Annotated in this window: 23 protein-coding genes; 7 read left to right on the top strand and 16 right to left on the bottom strand. The window is 64.0% G+C overall.

The window, feature by feature from the left end; genetic code table 11:
• Positions 1-212: 212 nt before the first annotated feature.
• Together F3J17_RS25495 and F3J17_RS25490 are read right to left on the bottom strand one after the other, a co-directional pair.
• Positions 213-881 carry a DsbA family oxidoreductase gene (locus tag F3J17_RS25495; protein ID WP_167065612.1) on the bottom strand — a complete coding sequence of 223 codons (669 nt, stop codon included), beginning with the start codon at positions 879-881 and terminating at the stop codon, positions 213-215.
• 108 nt (positions 882-989) lie between these two features.
• Positions 990-1,463: a RidA family protein gene (locus F3J17_RS25490; RefSeq protein WP_167065609.1), complete on the bottom strand. Its 474-nt coding sequence runs from the start codon at positions 1,461-1,463 to the stop codon at positions 990-992.
• A gap of 372 nt (positions 1,464-1,835) precedes the next feature.
• Here F3J17_RS25490 and F3J17_RS25485 point away from each other — a divergent pair, with 372 nt between their 5' ends.
• From F3J17_RS25485 to F3J17_RS25475, 3 genes are all read left to right on the top strand, one after another.
• A complete protein-coding gene (locus F3J17_RS25485; protein ID WP_167065606.1) occupies positions 1,836-2,783 on the top strand; it encodes a LysR family transcriptional regulator in 948 nt (315 codons plus the stop codon).
• A gap of 40 nt (positions 2,784-2,823) precedes the next feature.
• On the top strand, positions 2,824-3,921 hold the full coding sequence (locus tag F3J17_RS25480; protein ID WP_167065603.1) for a nitronate monooxygenase: 1,098 nt from the start codon (positions 2,824-2,826) through the stop codon (positions 3,919-3,921).
• Positions 3,922-4,246: 325 nt separating this feature from the next.
• Positions 4,247-5,713 carry a DNA-binding protein gene (locus F3J17_RS25475; RefSeq protein WP_167065600.1) on the top strand — a complete coding sequence of 489 codons (1,467 nt, stop codon included), beginning with the start codon at positions 4,247-4,249 and terminating at the stop codon, positions 5,711-5,713.
• An 81-nt stretch (positions 5,714-5,794) separates the two neighbouring features.
• On the opposite strand, the gene F3J17_RS25470 is transcribed toward F3J17_RS25475, so the two are convergent.
• Together F3J17_RS25470 and F3J17_RS25465 are read right to left on the bottom strand one after the other, a co-directional pair.
• Positions 5,795-7,087: a cytochrome c peroxidase gene (locus F3J17_RS25470; RefSeq protein WP_240161160.1), complete on the bottom strand. Its 1,293-nt coding sequence runs from the start codon at positions 7,085-7,087 to the stop codon at positions 5,795-5,797.
• Positions 7,088-7,193: 106 nt separating this feature from the next.
• A complete protein-coding gene (locus F3J17_RS25465) occupies positions 7,194-9,842 on the bottom strand; it encodes an alkaline phosphatase family protein (protein WP_240161159.1) in 2,649 nt (882 codons plus the stop codon).
• Between the two features lie 233 nt (positions 9,843-10,075).
• On the opposite strand from F3J17_RS25465, the gene F3J17_RS25460 reads away from it, so the two are divergent.
• Positions 10,076-11,398, top strand: coding sequence for an MFS transporter (locus tag F3J17_RS25460; protein ID WP_167065594.1), 1,323 nt, complete (start codon positions 10,076-10,078; stop codon positions 11,396-11,398).
• Here the strand turns inward: F3J17_RS25460 and F3J17_RS25455 are convergent.
• The 3 genes from F3J17_RS25455 to F3J17_RS25445 form a co-directional block, all read right to left on the bottom strand.
• A complete protein-coding gene (locus tag F3J17_RS25455; protein ID WP_167065591.1) occupies positions 11,395-12,420 on the bottom strand; it encodes a helix-turn-helix domain-containing protein in 1,026 nt (341 codons plus the stop codon). The two genes, F3J17_RS25460 and F3J17_RS25455, sit on opposite strands and share 4 nt — an antisense overlap.
• A gap of 123 nt (positions 12,421-12,543) precedes the next feature.
• Positions 12,544-13,527: an MDR family oxidoreductase gene (locus F3J17_RS25450; RefSeq protein WP_167065588.1), complete on the bottom strand. Its 984-nt coding sequence runs from the start codon at positions 13,525-13,527 to the stop codon at positions 12,544-12,546.
• 36 nt (positions 13,528-13,563) lie between these two features.
• A complete protein-coding gene (locus F3J17_RS25445; RefSeq protein WP_167065585.1) occupies positions 13,564-14,214 on the bottom strand; it encodes a TetR/AcrR family transcriptional regulator in 651 nt (216 codons plus the stop codon).
• Between the two features lie 149 nt (positions 14,215-14,363).
• Here F3J17_RS25445 and F3J17_RS25440 point away from each other — a divergent pair, with 149 nt between their 5' ends.
• Complete coding sequence (locus F3J17_RS25440; protein WP_167065582.1) at positions 14,364-14,624, top strand: type II toxin-antitoxin system prevent-host-death family antitoxin; 261 nt, start codon at positions 14,364-14,366, stop codon at positions 14,622-14,624.
• On the top strand, positions 14,621-14,887 hold the full coding sequence (locus F3J17_RS25435) for a Txe/YoeB family addiction module toxin (RefSeq protein ID WP_167065579.1): 267 nt from the start codon (positions 14,621-14,623) through the stop codon (positions 14,885-14,887). Before F3J17_RS25440 ends, F3J17_RS25435 begins: the two co-directional genes overlap by 4 nt.
• 175 nt (positions 14,888-15,062) lie before the next feature.
• Here the strand turns inward: F3J17_RS25435 and F3J17_RS25430 are convergent, their stop codons facing one another.
• The 4 genes from F3J17_RS25430 to F3J17_RS36060 form a co-directional block, all read right to left on the bottom strand.
• Positions 15,063-16,580, bottom strand: a complete 1,518-nt coding sequence (locus tag F3J17_RS25430; RefSeq protein WP_167065576.1) for a glycosyltransferase family 39 protein — start codon at positions 16,578-16,580, stop codon at positions 15,063-15,065.
• A gap of 60 nt (positions 16,581-16,640) precedes the next feature.
• Positions 16,641-17,033: a GtrA family protein gene (locus F3J17_RS25425; RefSeq protein ID WP_167065573.1), complete on the bottom strand. Its 393-nt coding sequence runs from the start codon at positions 17,031-17,033 to the stop codon at positions 16,641-16,643.
• 296 nt (positions 17,034-17,329) lie between these two features.
• Positions 17,330-19,261: an SMP-30/gluconolaconase/LRE-like region family protein gene (locus F3J17_RS25420; RefSeq protein WP_167065570.1), complete on the bottom strand. Its 1,932-nt coding sequence runs from the start codon at positions 19,259-19,261 to the stop codon at positions 17,330-17,332.
• Between the two features lie 233 nt (positions 19,262-19,494).
• A complete protein-coding gene (locus F3J17_RS36060) occupies positions 19,495-19,701 on the bottom strand; it encodes a hypothetical protein (protein WP_205194953.1) in 207 nt (68 codons plus the stop codon).
• Between the two features lie 217 nt (positions 19,702-19,918).
• Between F3J17_RS36060 and F3J17_RS25415 the strand changes: the two genes are divergently transcribed.
• Positions 19,919-20,266 (top strand): hypothetical protein, encoded by a 348-nt coding sequence (locus F3J17_RS25415; protein WP_167065567.1) that lies wholly within the window; start codon positions 19,919-19,921, stop codon positions 20,264-20,266.
• Here the strand turns inward: F3J17_RS25415 and F3J17_RS25410 are convergent.
• From F3J17_RS25410 to F3J17_RS25390, 5 genes are all read right to left on the bottom strand, one after another.
• The gene (locus F3J17_RS25410; RefSeq protein WP_167065564.1) at positions 20,208-20,570 is read right to left on the bottom strand and encodes a DUF971 domain-containing protein; all 363 of its coding nucleotides are present in this window, start codon (positions 20,568-20,570) and stop codon (positions 20,208-20,210) included. The genes F3J17_RS25415 and F3J17_RS25410 overlap by 59 nt on opposite strands.
• Positions 20,567-21,526, bottom strand: a complete 960-nt coding sequence (locus tag F3J17_RS25405; RefSeq protein ID WP_167065561.1) for a HEAT repeat domain-containing protein — start codon at positions 21,524-21,526, stop codon at positions 20,567-20,569. Before F3J17_RS25405 ends, F3J17_RS25410 begins: the two co-directional genes overlap by 4 nt.
• Positions 21,527-21,590: 64 nt before the next feature.
• A complete protein-coding gene (locus tag F3J17_RS25400; RefSeq protein WP_167065558.1) occupies positions 21,591-21,836 on the bottom strand; it encodes a ferredoxin family protein in 246 nt (81 codons plus the stop codon).
• A gap of 23 nt (positions 21,837-21,859) precedes the next feature.
• Entirely contained in the window at positions 21,860-23,599 is a 1,740-nt protein-coding gene (locus F3J17_RS25395) for a fumarate reductase/succinate dehydrogenase flavoprotein subunit (RefSeq protein WP_167065648.1), read from the bottom strand.
• A 25-nt stretch (positions 23,600-23,624) separates the two neighbouring features.
• Entirely contained in the window at positions 23,625-24,392 is a 768-nt protein-coding gene (locus F3J17_RS25390) for a GntR family transcriptional regulator (protein ID WP_167065555.1), read from the bottom strand.
• Between the last annotated feature and the right edge of the window lie 11 nt (positions 24,393-24,403).

Here is a 24,403-nt window from a genome sequence, read left to right as displayed (position 1 = left end):
CGACGGGCGGCAGGCCCGGCGCGAAAGCCATCGCCGCGCCGCCGACCAGCAGCGCCGCGGCGGGCGGCAGTCGCAGCCGCCGCGCCAGCAGTTCCAGCGCGACGATGGCGATGAGGGAGAGCAGGACGAGCTTGAAAGCCGAGACGGCGGACATGATGGTTTCCCGGGATTCTTGTGTTTATCGCCAGTCGGGGCTTGGGGCTCGTGCGCGCTTAACCTTCCTGTTGAGGCTCAGCCAGAATCTGACGGATGGCGTTTTCGAACGTTTCGACCGGTTGGCCGCCGCTGATCAGATATTGCTGATTAAACACAATCGCAGGCACGGATTGAATGCCCATCTGCTGCACCTGAGCTTCTTCGGCGCGCACTTCATCGGCGTATGCGCCGCTTTCGAGCACCTTGCGCGCGGCGTCGCCGTCCAGACCGGCCGATTGGGCGGCCTGCACTAGCACGTCGCGATCGCTCACGTCCTGGCAATCGCCGTGATACGCGCGCAGCAGCGCGAGTTTGAGCGCGAGTTGCTTGCCTTGCTGGCCTTCAAGACCCGCCCAGTGCAGCAGACGATGCGCGTCGAACGTGTTGTAGACGCGCGTGCGCGGGCCAAACGTAAAGCCCACGGCCGCGCCGCGCTCGCGGATCGCTTCCTGGGTTTCGGCGATCTGCTCGGGCGTACGGCCATACTTCTTGCCAAGATAGTCGACCAGCGATGCGCCGCCTGCGGGCATGTCCGGGCTCAGTTCGAAGGGATGCACGGCGATCCGGGCGTCGACGGCATCGCCCAGGTTTTCGACTGCGCGCAACAGCGAAGAAAGACCGATCGCGCACCACGGGCAGGCGATATCGGAGATGAAATCGATTTGAAGCGGGGTGGCTTGCGTCATGGTGGTTCCGTAAAAAGGGGGCGCTGCGCGGCGCAGCGCGAATCCGCCGATTCTCTCATGTCGCTGCGTAGCGCGTGGTTAGCGGGTTGGCGCCGCGTCTGCCGTGAATCAGGCCGCGCGCAAAGACGCGATCACCACCAGCGCGACCGCCGCATTCGCGGGCAACTGCGAATGCGAGAACGCCGATCTCGCGTGCCCGGCTTGCTCGCCTAGCACCTGCGCAAACAGTTCCGACGCGCCGTCCAGCACGCCCGGCTGATCGTAAAACCCTTCGGCGCTGCTCACGTGGCCTTCCACACGCACGATGCGCTCCAGCCGATCCATCTTGTCTGCGCCGCCCAGATGCCGGGCGATCTGCGCGAGCACATTGAGGGCGGTCGCGCGCGCCGCTGCACGTCCTTGCTCGACGCTCAGGTCGCGCCCGACCTGGCCGGTGAACGCCATCTTGCCGTCGACGAGCGGCACCTGGCCCGAGATGAACAATAGGTTGCCCGCTTCGCTCACCGCCGTATAACTGCCGAGCGGTTGGGGCGGGTTGGGCAGTGTCAATCCCAGTTCGGCGAGTCGTGTTTCGATAGACATTCAGGGTTCCTCTACTTGTTGAATTGCGTGACAGGCATGGATTGCGGCGATCGGGTCCGCCGTTGCAACGCACTTTATCCACGCCATGTGGGGATCGCCAGTCACGCTCGCGCAATTGTCTTTGTACGCTGCGTAACAAGCGTATGCGCAGCTTTCGTGGTTATTCCGTCGTGTAACAAGTCATATGCAAAGGGCTGTGTTTATCGGCTCGTGCATTCCCCTTAAAGTGCGCTGCAGGGACGGCGCCACGGGCGCGCCGTCGGAACCGGAGGCTCGGTTATCATCATGACGCGCTTGTTCAGTTCGACCGATTCAGCCGGTTTGTCTGGCGACGCTCAGGCGCATGAACCGATGCCACGGCCGGAATACCTCATGCAACGCAACTTCGACGATTTGTTATTGGGCAGCATCGAACTGTTCTGCCTCGCCGCCGAACTGGGCAGCTTCACGCTTGCCGCTACCCAGGCGAGCGTGACGCCCGCTGCCGTGAGCCGCTCGGTAGCGCGCCTGGAAGCGCGGCTGGGCGCGCGCCTGTTCGTGCGCACCACGCGCCAGATCCGCCTCACCGACCCAGGCCGCCGCTACTTCGAGCAATGCCGCGAAGCGCTCGGGCAACTGCTGGACGCCGAGCGCGAAGTCACCGGCCAGCAAACCACACCGGCGGGCGTGCTGCGCATCAGCATGCCGACGCCCTACGGCCACTATCGCGTGCTGCCTTTGCTCGCAGCATTTCGCGCGCAATATCCGCAAGTGGAAGTGGAAACGCACCTGAGCAACCGCAATATTGATTTCGCCGATGAAGGCTTCGATCTCGCCATTCGCGGACGCGCGCCCGACGATTCCAACCTGGTGGCGCGCAAGCTCGAAGACGCGGAACTCGTGATCGTCGGCACACCCGCGTACCTGAAGCGCGTGGGCAAACCGCGCAGCATCGAGGATCTGCAAGGGCTGGATTGCATTCAGTTCGAACTGCCAAGCAGTGGTCGCAATATCCCCTGGCTGTTTACCGAAGGCGAAAGCGAACTGGAACTGGCGACCCAAGGAGGCTACGGCACCTCGGGCGATGTGCTGGCGGGCGTCACGCTCGCGCGTCATGGCGCAGGGCTGTTCCAGACGTATCGATTCATCGTCGCGGAAGACCTGGCCGCCGGTCGGCTGGTGGAAGTGCTGCCGGAGAAGGGCGGCCGCTCGCGACCTTTCTTTTTGCTGTATCCGCATGGACGTTACCTGTCGTCGCGCGTGCGGGTCTTCGTCGATTTCCTGGTCGATCAACTCGGGCCGAAGCCGCTTGGTGCGAAGCCTAAAAAGCGCACACGTTGATATTCCCAACGTTGCGCGCTCAATCCATTGAGGTGTTTCTATGAACGCATCCCGACTCCGCCTGCTCGACAGGCTCCAGATGACCTTGCCCATCGTGCAGGCGCCGATGGCAGGCGTGAGCACGCCCGCGCTGGCCGCAGCGGTCTCGAATGAAGGCGGCTTGGGGTCGCTCGGCATTGGCGCGATGAATGTGGAAGCCGCACGCAAAACGCTGCGCGAAACGCGCGCACTGACTGCGCGGCCCTTCAACGTCAACGTGTTCTGCCACCAGCCCGCGCGTCTGGACGCCGATGTCGACCGCCACTGGACTGAATGGCTCGCGCCGCGTTTCGCGCAGTTCGGCGCGCAGCCGCCCGCGTCGCTCAAGGAGATCTACGTGAGCTTCGTGGACGATGCCGCGATGCTGGCCATGCTGATCGAGGAGCGTCCGGCCGTGGTGAGCTTCCATTTCGGGCTGCCGCCGCAAGCGGCCATCGATGCACTGCGCGCCGCGGGCATTCTGCTGTTCTCGACCGCGACGAACCTGGACGAAGCGGCGCAGGCCGTGGCGGCGGGCGTGGACGTGCTGGTCGCGCAGGGCATCGAGGGCGGCGGCCATCGCGGCGTGTTCGACCCCGACGCGCGCGACCCGCTGCTCGGCACCTTCGCGCTCACGCGGCTGCTGGCGACGCAATTCGACGTGCCGGTGATCGCGGCGGGCGGCATCATGGACGGCGCGGGCATTGCGGCGGCGCTCGCGCTGGGCGCGCAGGCGGCCCAGTTGGGCACGGCTTTCGTCGCGAGCACGGAAACCGCGATCGACGACGGCTACCGCCGCGCGCTGCTGGGCGAGGGCGCGCGCGCGACTACGTTCACCTCGGCGATTTCGGGGCGCACGGCGCGCAGCCTCGTGAACCGCTTCACCGAACTGGGCGAGGCGGCGGACAAGCCCGCCGTCCCCGCCTATCCGGTGGCCTACGACGCGGGCAAGGCCTTGCACGCGGCGGCGAAGGCGCACGGCGAGTTCGGCTACGGCGCGCAATGGGCCGGGCAGGCCGCACCGCTGGCGCGCGCCTTGCCCGCCGCCGAACTGGTGCGCACGCTGCATCAGGAAACGCAGGCGGCGCTGGCCGATGTGCGCAAGCGCCTTGGAGAGTGACGCAAACGCTGGCGCTGACGCTAGAATCCTGGGTTTATCAGGCTGGCTGCGGGTATCGGGCGGGTCGGGCGGATCGGGCATATCAGGCGGCGCGAAATAAGATGCGACCCTGAAATCGGCTCTATCGGCGGCAATCCCGGCTCCATCAGGTCTCGAACTTGCGCCCATCTCGCGAATAGCTCCCTGTAAACCCGGCTTTTCGGTCGATCAAGCGGAACGCGCTTCCCCGACAATCTCCCGTATTGCGCGGATCAGACTGCGCTCGCTCCAACCACTGATCGACGAAAGGTCTTCGTCACCCTACTTACGCGTTATTGAGGCGGATATGTCTAGCAACAACATTGCGATCACCGATGAACTCGTTGCTGAAATCGCGGACCGCATGGCCGAGGAAGGCCAGCCGGTGTCGCCCGTGGCCATCTGGTCCGAAGTGCATACCGGATCGGTCGTGTCGGTCGCCGCATCGCTGCGCAAATGGCGCGAAGCGCGCGCACCGCGCCCGCCGCAGGTCGTCGAGCGTCCCGCTCTGCCCGAAGCCGTGACCGATACGATGCGCGATGCGCTGGACCGCCTGTGGACTTCGGCGCAGGACGAAGCCGAGCGCGCGGTGGCTCGCCGCCTGGGCGCAATGCGCCAGCGCGTGGACGACGCATCGAGCGAACGCGATGACGCGCTCGCCGAACTGCAGAACACGGTGCAGGAACTGGACACGCTGCAAGGCCAGCTCGACCGCGTGACGACCGCCTACGAGGCCAAGGTCGACGTGGTGGCCGGTCTGGAAGAGGACATCGCCCTCGCGGTGCAGCGCACCGATGCCGCCGAAAAGCGCGTGCAGGAACTCGCCGATCGCGTCGCGGCTCTGGAAGCTGAGCTGGAAAAGGCCATGGCCGAACTGAGCGCCGAGCGCGAAGCGCGCGCCGCCGCCGAAGCGAACATTGCAGCCGCACCGCAGGCCGTGCAGGAAGAGGCGGTGGCGGAAGAGCCCGCAGCGGTCGAGGCGATCGAGCCCGTTGAGGCTGTCGAGCCGGTTGAAGCGGTTGAGGCCGTCGAACCGGTCGAAAGCGTCGATCACGAAGCGCAACGCGCCGAACTGGAAGCTGCCCATTCGGAAGCCGTGGCCCGCCTTGAAAGCGAAGTGGAAGCGATCCGCGCCGCACTGCAAGCCGAACAGGAAGCCCACGCGGCCCAGCGCGACGAAGTCAGCGGCGCCCAGGCTGCACGCGACGCCGCTGCCTCCGAACTGCGCAACGTGCAGGCGCAGATGGCCGCTCTCGCTGACGAACGCGACGCTGGCGCGAGCGAAATCGCCCGCCTGTCGGCCAGCCTGACGCAAGTGCAGGAACACGCCGCCGAACTCGCCCAGAGCGTGGCCGCGAGCCAGACGAAGGAAAGCGAAGAGCCGGCCGCAGCCGTTCATGTCGACGAAGAAGCGCTCGAAGCCCTGAAGGCTCAACTCGCGCTGGAAGCCCAGACGCACGCTGCCGCGCTCGCCGAAGCGCACGACAACCTGAAGAAGTGGTCCGACTACGCGAACGGCCTGAAGCAGCAACTGGTGCAGGCCAACGAGCAGATGATGCTCGTGCATGCCCGCGGTGTGGGCGAGGCGTCGCTGAGCCGCCGCCTGGCTGCGGAACTCGTCGAGCTGAACCCGGAAAACGAACTGCTGCGCAAGGAATCGCAGCAGCGCGTGATCGTCGAAACCATGAGCGCGCAACTGGCGCAGCAGGGCTATCACTACGATATGGCCACCGGCGCCGTCACCAAGCTGAGCACGGAAAACGCATCGGCTTGATGGGCTTGTAGCTGGGCCGGGTGCTGTATAGCCCGGCGAGGCAAGAAAACGCGCGGCGTAGTTGAGCCGCGCGTTTTTGCTTTAATGCGCCTCGTGAAGCGCCGGGCCGCCCGAGGTCGCTGAAAATCCGTCGTTCAGGGTTTTCATGAACGCGCTTAGATCCTGAATGTCGGCTTCGCTCAGCGGGGCCGGCTCGCCCGGGTGGTGATTGAGGAAGGGCGGGTCGAGCTGGTCGATATTGTCGCGATACTTCGGCGGCAGATCGTCGTATCGCACCAGCTTGCCATTCTTGCGTGGATACCACTTCTGCGGAGCCGTATCGCGCTCGGCGTAGAAGTGCAGCACCTCGTCCAGCGAATGGAAGCGGCCATTGTGAAAGAACACCGAACGCGTCGCGACGTTGCGCAGCGTGGCGTCCTTGAACAGGCCGCAGAAGTCGGTTTCATCGGCGAGATCGCGACGATAGGGGCCGCATAGCCCCATGTCGTAATACTTAGGATTGCGATTCGCTGGAATCTCCGCGTTGCGTGGTACGCCAAGCGCCGCATACTGGAAGTCCGAGAATTGCGCCGGGCGACCGCCGGGGCCCGGCTGGTCGAAATGGCATTTCGCACAGTTGCCCTTTAACGGGTTGTTGAATAACTGGTAGCCGCGCAGCTCCTGGGCGGTGAACAGCGCATTGCCCGACATCACCGAATCAAACTTGCTCGTGTAGGGGTGAAAGCTCGCGTCCTCGGTTTCGAAGGCCTGCAAGGCCATGCCGATGCTGTCAAAGGCCGTGTCTACGTTAGCGAAAATCTGTGCGCCGAATACCTGCCGGAACGTGTCCGCATAGGCGCCACGCTGCACCTTGTCGACCACCACGGCGCGGCTGGTGTTGGCCATTTCGTTGGGGTCCAGCATCGGATGGCCGGCCTGTTCGTGCAGCGAGGCAATCGAGCCGTCGCGCATGAAGCCGCCTGCGGGGCCTTCGTCTTCGGTGTCTTCGGAGCCGGGGAAATAGTAGTGCCGTGTAAATTCCGGCGTGAACGTCATATAGCGCAGCGTGGGCACCGCACGCGTGCCGGGGCGTTTTAGATCAGGGCCGCCAAGCTGCACGGCGAGTCCGTTGGGCGGTCCGTAGGCGTGTTCGGGGCTGTGGCATGACGCGCAGGCCATCTTGCCCGACGCCGAAAGCGTGGCGTCGAAGAAAATCCGCTTGCCAAGCGCGGCCTGTGGGCTCAATTGCGTGGGCACGGCCGGATAGCGCACCCAGCGGCGCGTAGGCAGCTGCATGGGCGGCGGGGCGGAAAGATGCGGTGTATCGGCGAGACTGGGCACACAGGTGAGCGCGCTGGCCACGAAGCCGCCAATCGTTAGCGCGGCTAACGCCATCCATCCGGCGCGAGGCGGGAGACCGTTTCGAATCATGGGTGTAGAGCGGAAAAGCAGGAAAGCGTGAGGCTTCGCGCCGGTACTGCGTGCGCGAAGCCTCGACGCATCAGAACGCGAACATCGTCATCAGATCGCCAATTGCCGGTGTGCCGTTGGCGGGCACGTACGACACGGCCTGCATCGACGGATTCGGCAAACGGTCGCGGCTGCGCGACGACAAGGCCGTGAGACGCCAGTTGCGCTCGATGAACTTGAGAATCGACGCGTGATCGTTGTACGTGTGATCGACGGACGCCTTGCGCGCGTAAGGCGAAATCACCAGCATCGGGATGCGCGGGCCGTCGCCGAAGAAGTCGAGCGGCTGGATCGGGCCGGTGTCGAAATGGCCGCCGCCTTCGTCGGTCGTCACGAGAATCGCGGTGTTCGACCATTGCTTCGACGCGGTCACGGCTGCCACCACCTGGCTGAGCCACTGCTCATAGGCCGCGGGCGAAGAGAAGCCCGGGTGGCCGCTGAAGGTGTTCGGCGGCACAACGAAGGACACGGCCGGCAGATTGCCCGACTTCGCGGCGGTGATGAATGCCGTGAGGTCCTGCAGATTGCCCTTGAGCGAGGACGTCATGACCTTCTGCGAGCCAACCAGCGGATCGCCGATGTTGTTGTACTCGGCCTGCTGCAGCAGACCGGCGAGGCTCGACGCAAGCGTCGTGCTGCCCGTCAGGCTGGTCGCGAGCGAAGTGGCCTGCGCCTGCACATCGGTGGTGTCGCGCGCCGTGGTGTACCAGCCCCACGACAGCCCCTTGGCGGACAGCGCCTCCGCGATGGTCGGCACGCTTTGCGGCGGATAGTTGTAGTTGTTTGCGCCGATCGGCTGGGTGTTGCCGCTCAGGTCGTAGCCGGGGTTGTAGTTGTTGACCAGATAGTACTTGCCGGCGTCGCAGTTGCTCGCCACATGCTTCGACGACAGAAAGCCGAGGATCGCGCCCACGCCCGGCTGCGAGCTGTCCGAGCAGTTGACCCACGAGCCGCCCTGATAGCCGTCCTGGGTGTAGAAGTTCGTGGTGCCGGCGAGCGGATTCGGGTTCTCGATCTGGTTGGCAGGCGGCGTGGCGATCGCGCCGCTGCTGTTGAACCAGGGCAGGTCGCCCGTGGCGATCGAGAAGAAGTTCATGCCCGTGCCGCCCATCACCGCCTGGTGATAGTTATCGCTCAACGCGTATTGCTGCGCGAGCGATTTGAGGTACGGCGCGTCGCCTGCCGACATGTTCATGAAGCCCATCAGCTCGCCGCCCTGGCCGGGGTTGGTCGGGCTGACCTGCGGGCCGCCGGGCACGTTTTCGACCGTATCGCCGCCTTGTCCCGCCGTGGAAGCGACCCACGTGAACAGATCGAGCTTCGCGTTGTCACCGCCGGTCTGCTGCCACATCTGGAAGAAACGGTGCACCGGGTCGCCTGTCGTCGCAACCAGGCCGAGGGACGAATAGAGCGTGCTGAGCGTGGCGTAGCTGGCGTTGGTGGCCGCCGTGCCGACCAGCGCCGGCGCGGGCTGGCTGTAGCTCACCAGCGACGAACTCGCCGACGACGAGGTGATCTGGAACGGCCCATTCTTCAGCGTGACCGGGAAATCCGCATCGGCTGCGCCGTAGAGATAGGAGGTCGGCGCGGCGGTCGGCGTCTTGCCCTGCGCGACCGAACTGATATACGCCGGCAGGTTGTTCAGCGTGAGCATGCCGGTGTTTTCCGGCGAAGGCAGCGAGCCGTATGCGCCCGCGCGGGTCGGGTTCAGCGTGTAGGCGCTGGGCGCGGCGGCCTGGTTCTGCGCCGCGAGCGCGAAGTTGGGGCCGGGCGAGCCGTCCGCGTTGATGATGCCCTCGGACAGCAGGTTCTTCACCGTTTGCCCGGACGGCGGCGCGTAGGCGCCGAACAGGCCGTCGAAGGTCTGGTTTTCGCCGACGATCACGACGAGGTGCTGAATCGGCGTGGTTGTCGCGCTCTGGGTCTGCGCGAGCGCGGCGGCGACCGGGCCGCTCGACAGCGGCGCGGGCATCGACCCGCTCACGGGCAACTGGAGCGTCTGGTAGGTGGCGGAATTCTGCGTCGGCGCACCGTTGTTATTGCCCACGTTGACCGTGGCGTTGTGCACGGTGAAGCGCGTGTTGTCGAACAGGCTGTCGAGCGCATTCGACGAATTGGCCTGGTAGGTGGCCGAGCCGATTGGGTCCGCCACGAGCGCGGCGGGCACATTCAGCGCGGTGAAAAGCGGCTGCAACACGGCATCGACGGCCTGGACCGCCTGGCTGATGCTCGCCGCGCTGACATTGGCCGAGGTGATCTGCGAGGCGGTGGGCGCAGTGGTCAGCGCCGCGCCAAGCGCACGCTGCGTGATCAGCGAGGTGAGCGGATTCAGATTGACGTTGAGCGTTTGCGTACCGTCGCCCGTCGATGGATCGATGATCGAGGACAGCACGGCGGGCGTGCCGTCGGCATCGGTGACGGGAACGGTCAGCACGAACGGGGCGTGTCCCGAGACCGCAACGGAGAATTGCCCGTTGGAGTCGGTCACGGCGGATTGCGTGACAGCGCCGGTGCGGTCCGTCACCGTGACGGCTACGCCGACCACGGCCGTACCCTGGCCCGCGATGCCCGAAATCTGCAGATGGGCGGTGTCGCTGATGCTGCTGCCGCAAGCCGCGAGACTTGCCGCGATCCCCGAAAAAGCCAACCTGCAGGCGAGCGTCATGGCGCGCGTTTTCATGTCAGGTTCCTGTAATTGTTGTGAAATCGTAGGTGTAGTGCGCCGATCGCCGCACAATGGAGTTGGTTGCGCGCGCAATCGATCGCGACGTGATGGTGTCGGATCGATATGACATGCATATGCGATGGACAAGCAGAAAATCAGAGCAATACTTCTAGCAGCGGCGCTGCGTGGTATCGTGCAACGCTGCGCGGTTCATCGCGACCGCTGAATCACCGGGTTTTTTGAAAAGCATGCTCACGCCACTTTCCGCGCCGCGCGAACGGCCTGCGGGCAATCAACAGGATGGGAACAACCTGGACGATCGCCGCGAACTGATTAAAACCGTTGTCGCTTCATCGCTGGTGACGGGTCTGGAAATGTTCGATTTCACCGTCTTCGGATTCTTCGCGGTGATGATCGGCGATCAGTTCTTTCCTGCGAGCGATCCGCTCACTTCGCTGCTCTGGGCCGTCGGCACCTTTGGCGTGGGTTTTTTCATGCGGCCGGTCGGGGCGATGATGATCGGCGCCTACGCCGATCGTATGGGCCGCCGCGCGGCGCTCACGCGCACCACCGGGTTGATGGCGCTGGGCACGGCCGCGCTGGCGCTGTGTCCGTCGTACGCCAGCGTTGGCGTGCTTGCGCCGTTCGTCATCATCGTAGCGAGATCGTTGCAGGGTTTTGCGGTGGGCGGCGATATCGGCGTGGCGGCGACGTTCGTGCTGGAGGCGGGACCGGCGTCCCGTCGCGGCTCGCGCGTGTGCTGGCAGCCCGCGAGCCAGGGCGCGGCAGCGCTGCTGGGCGCAAGCCTGGGAATCCTGATTATCCACACGCTGTCCCCTGCGGCGGTGGCGTCGTGGGGGTGGCGTATTCCGTTCTGGATTGGGCTGCTGATCGCGCCGCTTGGGCTCTATGTACGGCGGCGGCTTCGCGATGTGCCGATGCCGGAGCGATCTGCACAACCTGCCCGCACGCCGCTGCGCGAGTTGTTCAGCGACCACGGCAAGACGATTGTGCTGGGGATGCTGATGATCATGGGGCAGACCATCCCGGTCTATTCGATCGTCTATTTCATGCCGAGCTACGCGACGCGCGTGATGCATATGCCGGCTCTGACGGGCTATCTGGCGTCGGCCTCGTCGGCGTTCCTGTTGATGGCGATTCCGCCGCTGGCTGGGCGTCTGCTCGACCGCCTGCCGCGTCGCAAGCCGGTCGCGCTGGTGGCGTCGGGCTGCACGACGCTGATGGTCTTTCCGGTCTTTCTGATGGCGACCCGCGCCACCAGCGCGCTGCCGATCATCGCCGGCGCGGCGCTCGTGAGTGTGACGATGGCGTTCAGCGCTGTCGCAATCGCGTTGCTGGTGCTGGAGGCCTTGCCCGCACGGGTGCGGGCGAGCGGCATGGCGGTCGCGCAGGCGTTCAACGTGGCGCTGTTTGGCGGAACCGCCCAGTTCATCGTGACGGGTCTGATCAAATGGACCGGCGATCCGCTCTCGGCCGCGTGGTATGTGGCGCCCGCGTGCGCGACCAGTTTCTGCGCAATCGTGCTGTTCAGGGAGCGACGCGGCAGCTAGGCCGCCATTCTCCGGCTCACCAGCGCCCGGAAATCCAGCGGCGCCATTTCGAAGGCGCGCCGGAACGCGCGCGTGAAATCGGACGCGCTTTTGAAGCCCAGCCCATAAGCAATCTCGACGACCGCGAGGTGCGGATGCCGAATCAGGTCGTCGGCGGCGCGGCGCAGACGCTGCTGGCGGATATAGGCATTCACGCCGCCTTCGTGCTGGAACAGGCGATAGAGCGTCGGGCGCGGAAATTCGAAGGCGGCCAGCACGCTTTCAGGGGATAGTTCATCGTCGGTCAGATGCGCCTGAATATAGCGCCGGATCTGGCCAAAGGTCGCTGCCCGCGCCGCTGCGCGCGCGTCGCCGCTCAGGCGCGCCTGGCGGCCGAAGGCGGCAACCGTCAGCCGTCCCGCGGCGCGGATCGCATCGTCTGCTTCCAGCGCGTTCATCGAGCCGATGGTCTGGCTCAGCGTCGCGACGTGGTCGAGAATCAGCCGTTCGAGCGGCAGGGAACCGTCGAGCGTGCGGCCGTGGATGGCCTCGGGATCCGGGAAAACTTCCTGCACCAGCGTGGCCGGCACGAAAAACGTGATCAGCCGGCATGCGTGCCGCTGCATGCGAAAGGGCTGATTCATATCCAGCGCGAGAATGCGGGCGCGCGCGTCGGACGCGTCGCGGGACGCCGCCGACGAGGCGCGCACGGAAACGTTGTCTGCGCTACCTTCCAGGAAGACGTGAAAAACGAAGTCGCGCACCCGGTCCGTCGAGATGCGGGCGAGCGAGCGGTCGAGCAGCATCAGATCCGAGCGGCAATCGGTCATGACCAGATCGCCCACCTGAAAGCGGTCGATTGACGCCTGAAACGGCCGCTCCAGATCGGCGCGCGAAGGCAGTACGTCCACGATATGCCCAACCCGGTCCCGCCAGGCGAGCAGGCGCCGTTGCGGTGCTTCATCCGCCACGCTGAAGCGACTATGGGCGATGTCGCGCGCGGGCTGGGCGAGCACATCGAACGAAGGGACGCGGGAATTCATGCAAAAAAGTGCTGTGCTGGAGTCGACGCCTTGGGAATGTAGCCGAAATTTTCGCTCCGGTGTTTTTTTGAAAAACGGGGCCGAGGCGAATTTCAGACGTCGACTGAGGTGAAAAAGGCGTCTTCAGCGATTGACGTCGACGACAATGCGCCCACGCACGCGACCTTCCAGCAGATCGTGCGCGGCGGGAATCGCCGCTTCCAGGCCGATTTCCGTCGTGATGGTGTCGAGTGCCGCCAGGTCGAGCGTGTCGGCCAGCGCTTGCCACGCCTGCTGACGCTCGGCAAACGGGCGCGTCACGCTGTTGATGCCCAGCAGGCTGACGCCGCGCAAAATGAAAGGCGCGACGGTGGCCGGAAAATCCATACCCTGGGCGAGGCCGCAGGCGGCAACGGCGCCGTCCGCGCGCAGGCTTGCGCATACGTTGGCGAGCGTATGGCCGCCGACTGAATCGATGGCTGCCGCCCAGCGCTCCTTCTGCAAGGGCTTGCCGGGCGCGCCGAGCGTCGCGCGGTCGATCACTTCGGCGGCGCCAAGCGCATGCAGATAAGCGGATTCCTGCAACTTGCCCGTCGATGCCACCACGCGATAGCCGCGCCGAGCGAGCAGCGCAATCGCGAAACTGCCGACGCCGCCGCTTGCGCCCGTCACCAGCACATCGCCATGACTCGCGCCGACGCCATGACGCTCCAGTGCGAGAATGCACAGCATCGCCGTATAGCCCGCCGTGCCGACGGCCATCGTTTGCCGCGCCGTCAAACCCTTGGGCAGCGCAATGAGCCAGTCGCCGCGCACACGCGCCTTCTGCGCCAGGCCGCCCCAGTGCTGCTCGCCGACGCCCCAGCCGTTGAGCACGACCGCATCGCCCACGGCGTAGCGCGGATCGGCGCTTCGCGCGACCGTGCCCGCGAAGTCGATGCCCGGCACCATCGGAAAACTGCGCACCACCGGGCCTTTGCCCGTAATCGCGAGACCGTCCTTATAGTTCAGCGTGCTGTACTGCACATCGACGAGTACGTCGCCATCGGGCAGACGTGCTTCGTCGATATCGCTTACCCGGGCCGAATATGTTTCGGATTCCTTCTCGATGAGAATGCCTTTGAACATGATGAGTGTCTCGCTGTTGATGTGACGTCAGGCGATCTATTGCGCCGAAGCTGGACAACCGAGCCCGGCGATGAATCCCTGGAAAAAGGTCTGCAAGGGCGCGCCGTCGCGAACGACACGCGCGCGCAACACCGCGCCTTCCCAGCCGATCCAGAAAAACGCGGCCAGCGCGTCGAGGTCGGCGTTCCTTGCGATGCGGCCTTCTTGCTGCGCTTCGGCAAGACAGGTGCGTACGCGTGCCTGCCAGCCTTGCAACGCAGCCTCTAGCCGTATGCGGTAGTCGTCGGGCAGGACACCCACCTCCAGCCCCAGATTGCCGACGAGGCAGCCGCGGGTGTAGTCGTAGCGCGCCATGCCGGTTTTGGCGTTATCGACGAAAGCGGCCAGACGCTCCAGCGCGGGCCGCGCGTCGTCGAGCAGCCAGCGGTCGAGCATCGCGCAGAAATAGGCGTCATAGGCGTCCATCAGCGCGCGGCCGAAGGCTTCCTTGCTGTCGAAGTAGTGATAGAACGAGCCTTTGGGAATGCCCGCGAGCTTGAGCACGGTGTCGAGACCGGTGGCGGTGAAACCCTGGCTTGTCAGCAATTCCAGACCCGCGCGGATCAGCGTTTCGCGGGTATCGCTGTGCGCACGCGGATCTTTGGGCGGACGGCCGCGGCGCGGCTTCGTGGTGGAGATCGTGTCCATGTCGGGGATATTAGACCGATCGTCTCAATAAATCAACGGGGTGAGTTTCTGTACGAACTTATCTTGATATGTACGATAAATTGTACATGTCTGAGGTGTGTGATAGACTTGTACGAATACCAGTACAGGTTAATGGTGAAGGAGGAAATATGCGCACGATTCCCTTTTCTGACGCACGAGCCAACCTCAAGCGCGTGATCGATCAGGTTGTCGATGATGTCGACGTTACGCTCATTACCCGCCGCGATGCGCCGAACGCGGTGGTCATGTCGCAAGAGCATTACGACAGCTTGATGGAAACGGTTCACCTGCTGCGCTCTCCCGCCAACGTCGCGCATCTGGAGCGTTCAATTGCTCAGGCGAGGGCAGGCAAGCTCAAACCTCGCAAGCTGGTTGAAGACGGGCAATGAGTGGTGCTCTGAACATCATGTGGACTGCCGAAGCCTGGGATGACTATGTCTATTGGCAGGGGCAGGATAAGAAAACGTTAAGGCGTATCAATCAACTGATAAAGGATACGCAGCGTTCACCGTTCGAAGGTATAGGCAAGCCTGAGCCATTGAAAGAAAACCTGACGGGGTTCTGGTCGCGCCGCATCGACGAGACCAACCGCCTTGTCTACGAATTAAACGGCACTCAAATCAACATTGTTTCGTGTCGCTACCATTACTGACACGATGGAAATCGCTTCGTTTTTAGCTGAAGCGTGCGATGTACCGTGAACGGCCATGCGTTGCGGCACAGGTGACGTTAGCCATGGTACGGATGCGTTGGAGCCGCCCCAAAAACAAAAGCCGCCCGGAACCTTCATCCCGAACGGCCTGATCACATCCGCATCCGCATCCGCCTCAACTCTGCGGCGCCACCACAAAAAACACATAGTTGCGCGCCGCAAGCTCGCGTCCCCACGCGTGCTTGTGCACGCTAACCGGCTCTGGCTGCTCCCCACTGATCCAGCGCGCCTGCACGATGCAGCGCACGTCGCCCAGACGGCAGACGAACAACGCGCCGCGGCGGTCGAGGCCCGCGAGGTGCAGCCACGGCGTCGTTTGCGGCTCGCCCATATTCCAGTACTGCGTCTGCCCGCGGCTATAGAACGCCACCGACTGCGCTTCATGCGCCGATCCCGCCACAGCCGGCACATCGCGCCCGAAACGCTGGTTCCACATGCTTTGCGCAGCCGCTGCGAGTTCCGCGCGCGGTTCGGCGGCTTCGTCGCTGTTGTGGCGCGCGCCCAGATAGCCGATCGTCGCCGTGACCGCGAGTACGATGAGCCAGTAGCCGCCCAGCAGGCGCACCGCGCGCGCCGGCACCAGCGCGATACCTGCGCGATTGAGCACGGCGAGCCACAGCGGTGCGACGGCGAACCACTGCGCCATACCCCAGACCGATGCCATCTGCGTGCGCGCAGCGCAGGCGATCAGCCCGACAGCGAACAGCGGGGCCAGCGTGAGCCACCACAGGTCCGGATTGAGCGAGGGCTTCAGCACGCTGGCGGCCATCAGTCTGGCCGCTTCGCCGCGTCGCTCGCGCACCATCAGCAGCATGGCGACGAAGCTCAGCGCGAGATAGCCGATCTGTGCAAGCGTGTAGATACCGAATCGACCGAGCGCCGCGCCGATGGAGCCGCCCGTGCGTTTATCGGCGTAGGCGAAGGTCGGGAAATGATTGACCACGAGCCAGTACACATGCGGTGCGAGCGCGGCGCCGAAAGCCAGTGCAACCAGCAGCGTGCGGCGTTCGAAGAGGCGCGCGCGCCATGCCGGGCGTGCAAGCGTTGCGAAAACCAGTGCGGCCAGCAGCACCACCGAAAAATACTTGCCCAGCACCGCCGCCGCTGCAAATACGCCCAGGGCAAGCGCGTCGCGCGCTTCGCGCTTCTGCATGTAACGCACGAAGAAGTACGCGGTCCACGGCCAGATCGAGAGCAGCACCGAATTCGCGTTGAACTTGATGGCGAGGTTCGAGTAGAGCGGCGAGACCGCCATCGCCACGCCCGCGAGCAGCGCCAGGCGGCGCGGCACGAAGCGCCCGGCCAGCGCGACGATGCCGAACAGTCCCGCCATCGCGTTGAGCGAGGACAGCGCGAAATAAGCGATGTCCGTATGCGGAAACACGCGGAACCAGGCGGCCGTGATCCACGCGAACAGCGGCGGATGCTTGGCATAGCCGGCTTGCCATTCGATGCCCCAGACGTAGTTTTCGACCATGTCGCCCGGCGTGTCGAGATTGCTGCGCGAGAGCCACGCCGCGAGGGTCCAGACGATGGCGTGCAACGGCAGCAGCCACAGCAGTTTGCCGGTCTCGTTCGACTCGCGCAGGTTCGAGGCCGCAAGCGGCGGCTGAAGGGTAGAGGTCTGTGACATCGGTGATTCGTTCTACGTGACGGGATGCCGTGGCATGCGGCGTATGCCGCACGCGTGCCTTCAGGCGCGGCGGGTCTGGAACGTCCAGAGCGAATTGGCGCTGTAAGTCAGGATCAGCACGCAGGCCGTGGTGATGCATTGGGCCAGCAGCCATGCGGTCGCGAAGCGGTGGATCAGCAGGAACATGAGCGCGCTGTTGATCGCCACACCGACTGCCGCAACGGCAAAAAAGCGCGGCGCGGCTTCGCGGTGCGAACGCGTGGCGCGAAAGGTCAGACGATAGTTCAGAACGTAGTTGACGATGGCCCCGGCAATCGCGCCGATCGCCGATGCCGCCACGGCCCCGCATGCGTGCACCAGCACGAGCGCGCTGAGGACGCCGTACTGCACGGCAGTCCCAGCCGCGCCAACGCAGGCATAACCGGCAAAGCGCCGGATCTGGGCGAGCTTCATGCGGCGCGCTTATCCGACTGATTGGCAAACGGCCCGCACGTCACGCGCGGCGCGCCATTGAATCGAAGCGGCACGGCGGGCGAGAAGCGCGGACATGCGAAGGTATCGTGGTTCACTTTTTTCTCGGGCAGGGTCGGACGCCCTTTATTGGGCGGTCCGCCGGAACAACGCGCGCCGGACCGCCATCTATCTGGCACTCACTATCGGCCGGTTCGCCGGAATATTTAGATAAAGCGGCGAAATTCTACCCTGGGCCTTGCTCGCTCAAGCGCCTTTCATCGAATGAAAAAAACGCCTTACGGCATCCAGCGATGCACGATCACACTGGTGCCGTTGTAATTGTCCTTGGTGATGACGTACTCGCCGGTCGAGCGTAGATAGACGCGCAGCCCGTACATCGAGTCGACATCGTTGCCCACATCGACGGTGCCGGGACTCGCATTGGTGAGCGTGGTGACGAGCTGGCCGGTCGTAAGGTTGTAAATGTCGATATTCGGCACCGTGTGCACGTAGCCGACAAACAGATAATTGCCGGCCGCGGCGATCGACTTAGGGTTCGCACCGGTGAGCGTGATGACCGGGCTGGGCTTGCTGATATTGCCTGCCGCCCAACCGTGATAGACCTCGATATAGCCGTTCATGGCGGTCCAGTCCCAGTTGCCCGCGAGACCTTGCGCGAGGATCATCGTGTCACTTTCGGCCTGGTAGAGAATGCGCGCGGTGGGTCGCACGCTTTCGGGCGTGGAGATCGTCGATGCCGCGCCCCATGACGGCTTGCCGGTGCCGTCAAAGCCGTTGAACGGGTAGTGGTAGATGTGGTTGGTGCGGTCGAGCCCGGCCCAGATATCACCGCGATTGTCGAGGCAAAAGCCGCCTGTCACCTGCAAGGTCGTGTTGAAGGCGGTGCCGGGCAGCGAGGCGTCGGGAATGGCGATATAGCCGCTCGCGGTATTGAAGTGATAGAGGTAAAAGATACCTGGATTCTGGCCTGACGCCACCAGGATGCGGTTGCCGCCCACCGTCACGAGCTGGCCGAAGTGCTCGTCGCGCTGCGTGTCGTTCATGTTCAGGCGCGGATCGTTCGGGTAGGTGAAAGGATCGACCGTGTTGGCGACGAAGGTGCCGCCCGCCGTCCCCGTGAATATGGCCGTGCCGCTGTAGAAGAGCGTGGAATCCGTGAGCGGGTCGGGCGCGGCGACGCCTTCGAAATTGAGCGCCTGGAGCTTGTAAAGCAGTGTGCCGGTCGCGTTGTAGACATGAATATCGGTGCCGCCGTTGCGGCCCAGATCCCAACCGCCGCCCCACGGATTGTTCAGTACGTAGAGATTGCCCGCGCTGTCCTTGCCGATGCCGGTAATGCGCGTGAAGCGCTTGTCGCCCACCTGGCCCTTGATGCCGGTGGTGCTGTCCAGATAACCGCCGGTGACGCCGAAGGTGCCGGTGAGCGTGGGCGCGCCCGCGATGTTGTAAAGCTTGATGTTCTGGTCGGGGCCTTCGTCGCCCACCATCAGCAAGCCGGTGGACGCATCGAAATAGAGCGCCGAAGGCTGTGCGCCCGCCGCCATCTGGATCGTCTGCAAAGGTGCGCCAGCCGCACTGAATTCGTTGATGACGCCGGTGCTTTTCTGCGCGACCCAGAGGTTGCCCGCGCTGTCGAGTGCGAGCGCGCCGGGACTTTTGAGCGGGATGTCGCGTTGCCAGACGCCGTCGGTGCTGAACACGCGCACGCGGTTGCTGAAGAAGTCGCTCGCAAAGAGCAGGTTGCCTGCGGTGGCGAGGCCGGTGATGGCGTCGGCGCGGCTTACCTTGTTCCAGACGCTCACGTTGATGGTGAGGTCGCGCGTGCCGTCCGCGCGGTTATAGCGGCCGACCGTGCCGCTGCCGTACGAGGTGCCCGATTGCAACACGGCGAAAATCGACGTGGCGTTGCCGGTGATCGCGCCGCCCTGAAACTCGTCGTGGATGCCGATCGAGCCGACGCTTTTGCCGTTCTGATAAATCGCCACGCCGCCCTCGTTTTCGTCCCAGAACGAGGCGGTATAGACGACGCCTTCCGGCGAAACCCACATCGAACGCGCGCCATTGCCGACATGCGCGGCGAGCGTGCCATAGGTGTTGGCGAGCCAGTCGGTGGTGTATTGCTGCGCCGGCGCGCAAGGCGAAAAGAGGGCGAGGGCTGCTGCGGACAGCAGCGTGGCCTGGAGGGCGCGCGTGCGCTGGGTGAACATGGAAAGCACTCCTGATGCACTCATGCAATGAGGCGATGAGGGTTAAATAAGGGTGATGAAATCCGTCGCGCATCGGGCTTGGTAACCGGGTTGCGCGGCCCGGGCGCGCGCAAGCGGCATGCCACCATGCCATACAAAAGCAAACGTTTGCGATGAAAGAAAATCGCACAAAAATCGCGAGGCGCAGCCATAGGGCTTGGCTCATGCAAACCGAATCAATTTATTTTCTTTTTTTAGCTTTCTGCAGCGCGGGTTTGGCGGCGAAGCGCGCCTGCAATGGAATTATTTGCAGGCGCAACGGAAATTTTTTGCAGGCCGTGGCGGGTCGCGCGGCTGTCATCGAGCGACGGTAAATGCCAGGTATGACTAACTAATCTTGACGGCTGGCCGGATCGTGCTGCACGGCTGTCGCATTTTCGACGCAATTCCTGGCGCATCATTCCTGCATGCTTGATTGGCTCGATGAGGGCGTTTTAGCGTCAGCGCGGCCCGCAGGCGTATAGTCGCCATTTGCGCCTCGCGCGGCGGCGGGTTGCTGGCGGAATGAGATTCACGTTTCTGCAACAAAGCCCGCTTCCGATGCACAATGCGCTCTTTGCTTGCTTTTGCGACGTCCGGCCATAGCTATGGAGCCTATGTCTGGAAACCAGGGACAGCATGCCAGTGAAAACGGAATTTATCGAAGCGAGCAGTGCCCGCCCGGAATTGCTCTGTTATCTCGTGGCGATCGCCGCGTCGTCTTACGCGTTGACGCAGGAATGGCGCGTCGATCATGTCGTGTCGTGCTGTCGCGAATGGCTGCAGAAGGCCGGCGCGACGATGCACTGGCTCGACCGCGTGCGTCTGGGCCAGCTTGCGCTCAAGATCGCCAGCCGTGACCTGCTGGGCGCGGGCATCGCCGTACGTCTGTCGAGCGTCTCGGCCCTTTTTACCGATGAGATGGAACTCAACGAGGCATCCACGATGGTGCAGCGGATGATGTCACTGTGTCAGGAGGCGCTGTGAGCGTCGCCGGTTCACCGTTTTCCTGCGCGGCGAAATTTTCGAGCCAGTTCCACGGGTAAATGCCACGATCGTGGCCGTCGCTGAACGCGAGTTGGACGCCATAGCCCATCGGCGCGATGCCAGTGAGGCTGAGATCGATAGGGATCGATCGAGCAGGGTCTACGCCACGCAGTCGCGCAGCGCGGCAGTGGCCACAGCGGCAAGCAGCCCGTAATGCAGCCAGCGGCAGGCGCTGTTGGGCGCCGTCGGGCCATACCAGCACGAGCGCCGCGTTTTCTGCGCGCAATTCGACTGGAACCTTCACGATGCGCCGCCTTCGAGTTGCTGTAAGGCGATGCGCACGGCCTTGCGCACTTCGGGATCGCGATCTTCCAGTGTGGCCTGCAACGGAGCGATGCTTGCCGTCGACCCAAGTTCTCCCAGCGCTAACGCCGCTTCCTTGCGCAGATTGCTGATCGAATGCGTGAGCAGGGCGCTAACCGCTTCGGCCGCGTGCGGGTCGGCCAGACGCCCGAGCGCGCGGGCCGCACGCAGACGCACCTGCCAGTAGTCGTCGTCGAGAGCGGCGACGAGCGCGTCGCGCGCCGCCCGGCTGCGCAGTTTGCCAAGCGTCGTGGCGGCTTCCTCGCGCACCTGCCAGTCGGCGTCGCGCAGGGCGTGAAGCAGGGCGGCCGCGGCGTGTTCGTCATCGGCGGTAGCGAAGCCTAGCGCGCCCGCCGCAGCGCGCCTGACGGCGACTTGAGTGTCCGAAGCCAGCAGCGCGGCAAGCGGCGCGAGTGCGCGCGCGTCCTTGAGCCAGCCCAGCACGGCCACGGCTTCGATCCGCACTTCGGCGTGAGCGTCGTCGAGCGCCGCGCGTGCGGGCTCGAAAGCGGCAGCGTCGCGCAACTCGCGCAGTCCTCGCAGTGCGGCGCTGCGCGCAAACGGTTCGGAACGCGCAGCCCAACGCCGCAGCACGGCCGCCGAAGCGGGATCCTTGAGTTCGGAAAGCGACTGCTGGGCGGCGTCGCGCACATCGCCATCCGCGTCGAGCAGCGCCACGCACAGTGCTTCCACCACGTTTTCCTGTTCCCACGCGGCCAGCACGGTTGCGGCCTCGCGGCGCACTTCGGGCGCGGAATCGCTTGTCAGCGTCGCCACCAGCGCGGGGACGAGCGTTTCATCTTCGAGATCGGCAAGGTCGAGCACGGCGATGCGGCGCACGGCGGCGTCAGCATCATTCAATCGCGCAAGCGCACTGGAGTCTGAAAAATCGGTCATTTTGATAATCGATTGGGAATGCAAATTATTGTGCTGCGTCACCGTGCTTTGAAAACACGGTAATTCAGCGCAGCAAATAGGGGATGTCGACCTTGACCGCGCCAGTCGGGCAATCGCGCTCGCAGGGCATGCAATACCAGCATTCGTCGAACTGCATATAGGCTTTGCCTTTAGACGTGTCGATGGCGAGCAGATCGAGCGGGCACACATCGACGCAGACGGTGCAGCCTTTGTCGGCGATGCAAAGGTCTTCGTCGATGGTGACGGGGGCACTGCTGCGCTGGAAAATATCGTGGGGCGTGAAGGACATGATGGTTTTTCTCCGTACGCTTTTTAGTGTGCTTCGACCAGTTCCTGCGCGGGCCGGATGCGCATGCGGCCATAGGCGTCCTGCTCGTCCGCGCCAATCGGCACGACATAGGGTTTGACGGCGCGCTTCTCGCAGATCATGTTGCCGCTCTCATGCTTGCGCAGGTCGGTGTGGCAGAACCAGTTGGCGTCGTCGCGCTGCGGATAGTCGACGCGATGGTGATAGAGGCCCCACCGGCTTTCCGTGCGAAACAGCGAGGCGCGCGCGGCCATTTCGGCGCAATCGCGAATCGCCCGTACTTCGGCGGCGCGCATCAGTTCATGCGGATTGTTCGCCTTGATCGATTCGATATCCTCAGCGATGGCCTCGAAGCGTTGCAGGCCGATTTCCATCTTGCGCGTGACCTTGGGCGGCTGCAGATAGTCGTTCACCATGCGGCGCAGTTTGTATTCCACCTGTGAAGGGGCGAGGCCGTCTGTGCGGGCGAGCGGCGCGTAGATGCGCGCGCGTTCGGCGTCCAGTTGCGCCTGATCGAGTGGCGCGTGCTCGCGGCCCGCCACGTAATCGGCGGCGTCGTGGCCCGCGAACCAGCCATAGGTGAACGCGCCCAGCATGTAGTTGTGCGGCACGGCGGCCATATCGCCCGCGGCATACAGTCCCGGCACGGTCGTGCGCGCACGCGCATCGACATACACGCCCGACGCGCTATGCCCGCTGCAAAATCCGATCTCCGAGATATGCATTTCCACCATCTGCGAGCGGTAGTCGGTGCCGCGTCCGGCATGGAAACGTCCACGGCTGGGGCGCTCATTGGTGTGCAGAATCTGCTCGATGGTCTGGATGGTTTCCTCGGCAAGATGGTCGAGCTTGAGGAACACCGGGCCATTGCCGCTTTGCAGTTCCTGATAGAACTCCCACATCATCTGGCCGCTCCAGTAATCGCATTCGATGAAGCGTTCGCCCTTGCCGTTGGCCGTGAAGCCGCCAAGCGGGCCGGTCACGTAGGCGCAGGCCGGGCCGTTATAGTCCTTGATCAGCGGATTGATCTGGAAGCATTCGAGGTTGGTCAGCGCAGCGCCCGCGTGATAGGCCATCGCATAGCCATCGCCTGCGTTGGTGGGGTTTTCGTAAGTACCCATCAGATAGCCGGAGGAGGGCAAGCCGAGTCGCCCCGCAGCGCCGCAGCACAGTATCACAGCCTTGGCGCGTACCACCACGTTGTGCGCCGTGCGGCAGTCGAAGCCGATCACGCCCGACACAGCGCCTTGCGCGTCCTTGAGCAGACGCGTAGTGACGACACGGTTGGTGATGTCCACACGGGCGCGCTTGAGCTGGCGGTACAGCACCTTCTTGATGTCGTGGCCCTCGGGCATGGGCAACACGTACGCGCCCATGTGATGGACCTTTTTCACGGCGTAGTCGCCATTGCCGTCTTTTTCGAACTTTACGCCCCAGCGGTCGAGCTGTTCGATGGTGGTGAAGCTGTGCTGCGCATACGCGTAGACGGCGTCCTGATCGACGATACCGTCATTGGCGATGGTAATTTCGCGCGTGTATTGCTCGGGCGTGGCATGGCCCGGAATGATGGCGTTGTTCAGGCCGTCCATGCCCATCGAAATCGCGCCGCTGCGCTTCACATGCGCTTTCTCCAGCACCAGCACGCGCAGCGCCGGGTTGCGCTCCTTGGCCTTGATAGCCGCCATGGGCCCGGCAGTGCCGCCGCCTACGACAACTATGTCGTACTCCATAATTTCTGTGGGGATCGTTTCCGTATTCATTGCGTCATCCTTATGGATTGCTGATGTGCGAGGCGTTCTTGTCGCGATCCACGCGCAGGCGGTACTGGAACGCGTCGCCGCGAAAGTAGAGATACTCGTAGTCGATAGGGGCACCGCTGGCGTCGTGCGTGGTCCGCTCGATGCGCAGCACCGGGCTGCCTTCCTGGACGCGAAGCGCATTGACGATATCGTCGTCCGCAAGCATCGCGTCGATCGACACGTCCGCATGACCGAGCGCCACGCCACAATCGTTTTCCAGAATCAGAAAGATGTCGCGCGTTGCCAGATCGGCCCCGGCCAGGCGCTTGCCCAGCGCTTCGGGCAGCCACGTGAGTTCGAGCGATACCGGCTCGCGATTGAGCAGACGCACGCGATGAATCTCAACTACGCTATCGCCCTCGCTCAGGTGCAGTTTTTGCGCGACGTGGCGACTGGCCTTGACGACGCGAAACGAGCGCAACTGGTTGACGATCTCGTAGCCCATCGACGACATCGCCTCGGCGAAGCCCTGTAGCGAGGTCACATTCTGGAACGCTTTGGGCTTGGACACGAAGGTGCCTTTGCCGTGCAGGCGAAACACCAACCCCTCTTTCTGCAGGTCGCCCAGAGCCTGGCGTACAGTGATGCGGCTCACGCCAAATAGCGCGCACAGGTCGTGTTCCGATGGCATTTGACTGTGCGGGGCATAGGTGCCGTCAAGGATGCGCGTGCGCAGCGTGTCCTTGATCTTCGCGTAAAGGGGTTGCGGCGGCAGGGCGACGAGCTTGTTCTGGGGCATGGGTAACTTGT

The organism is Burkholderia sp. Ax-1719, assembly GCF_011753055.1.
Lineage (GTDB): Bacteria > Pseudomonadota > Gammaproteobacteria > Burkholderiales > Burkholderiaceae > Paraburkholderia.
The sequence above is the reverse complement of the archived record's forward strand: the minus strand, read 5'-3'. Positions and strand labels throughout refer to the sequence as shown.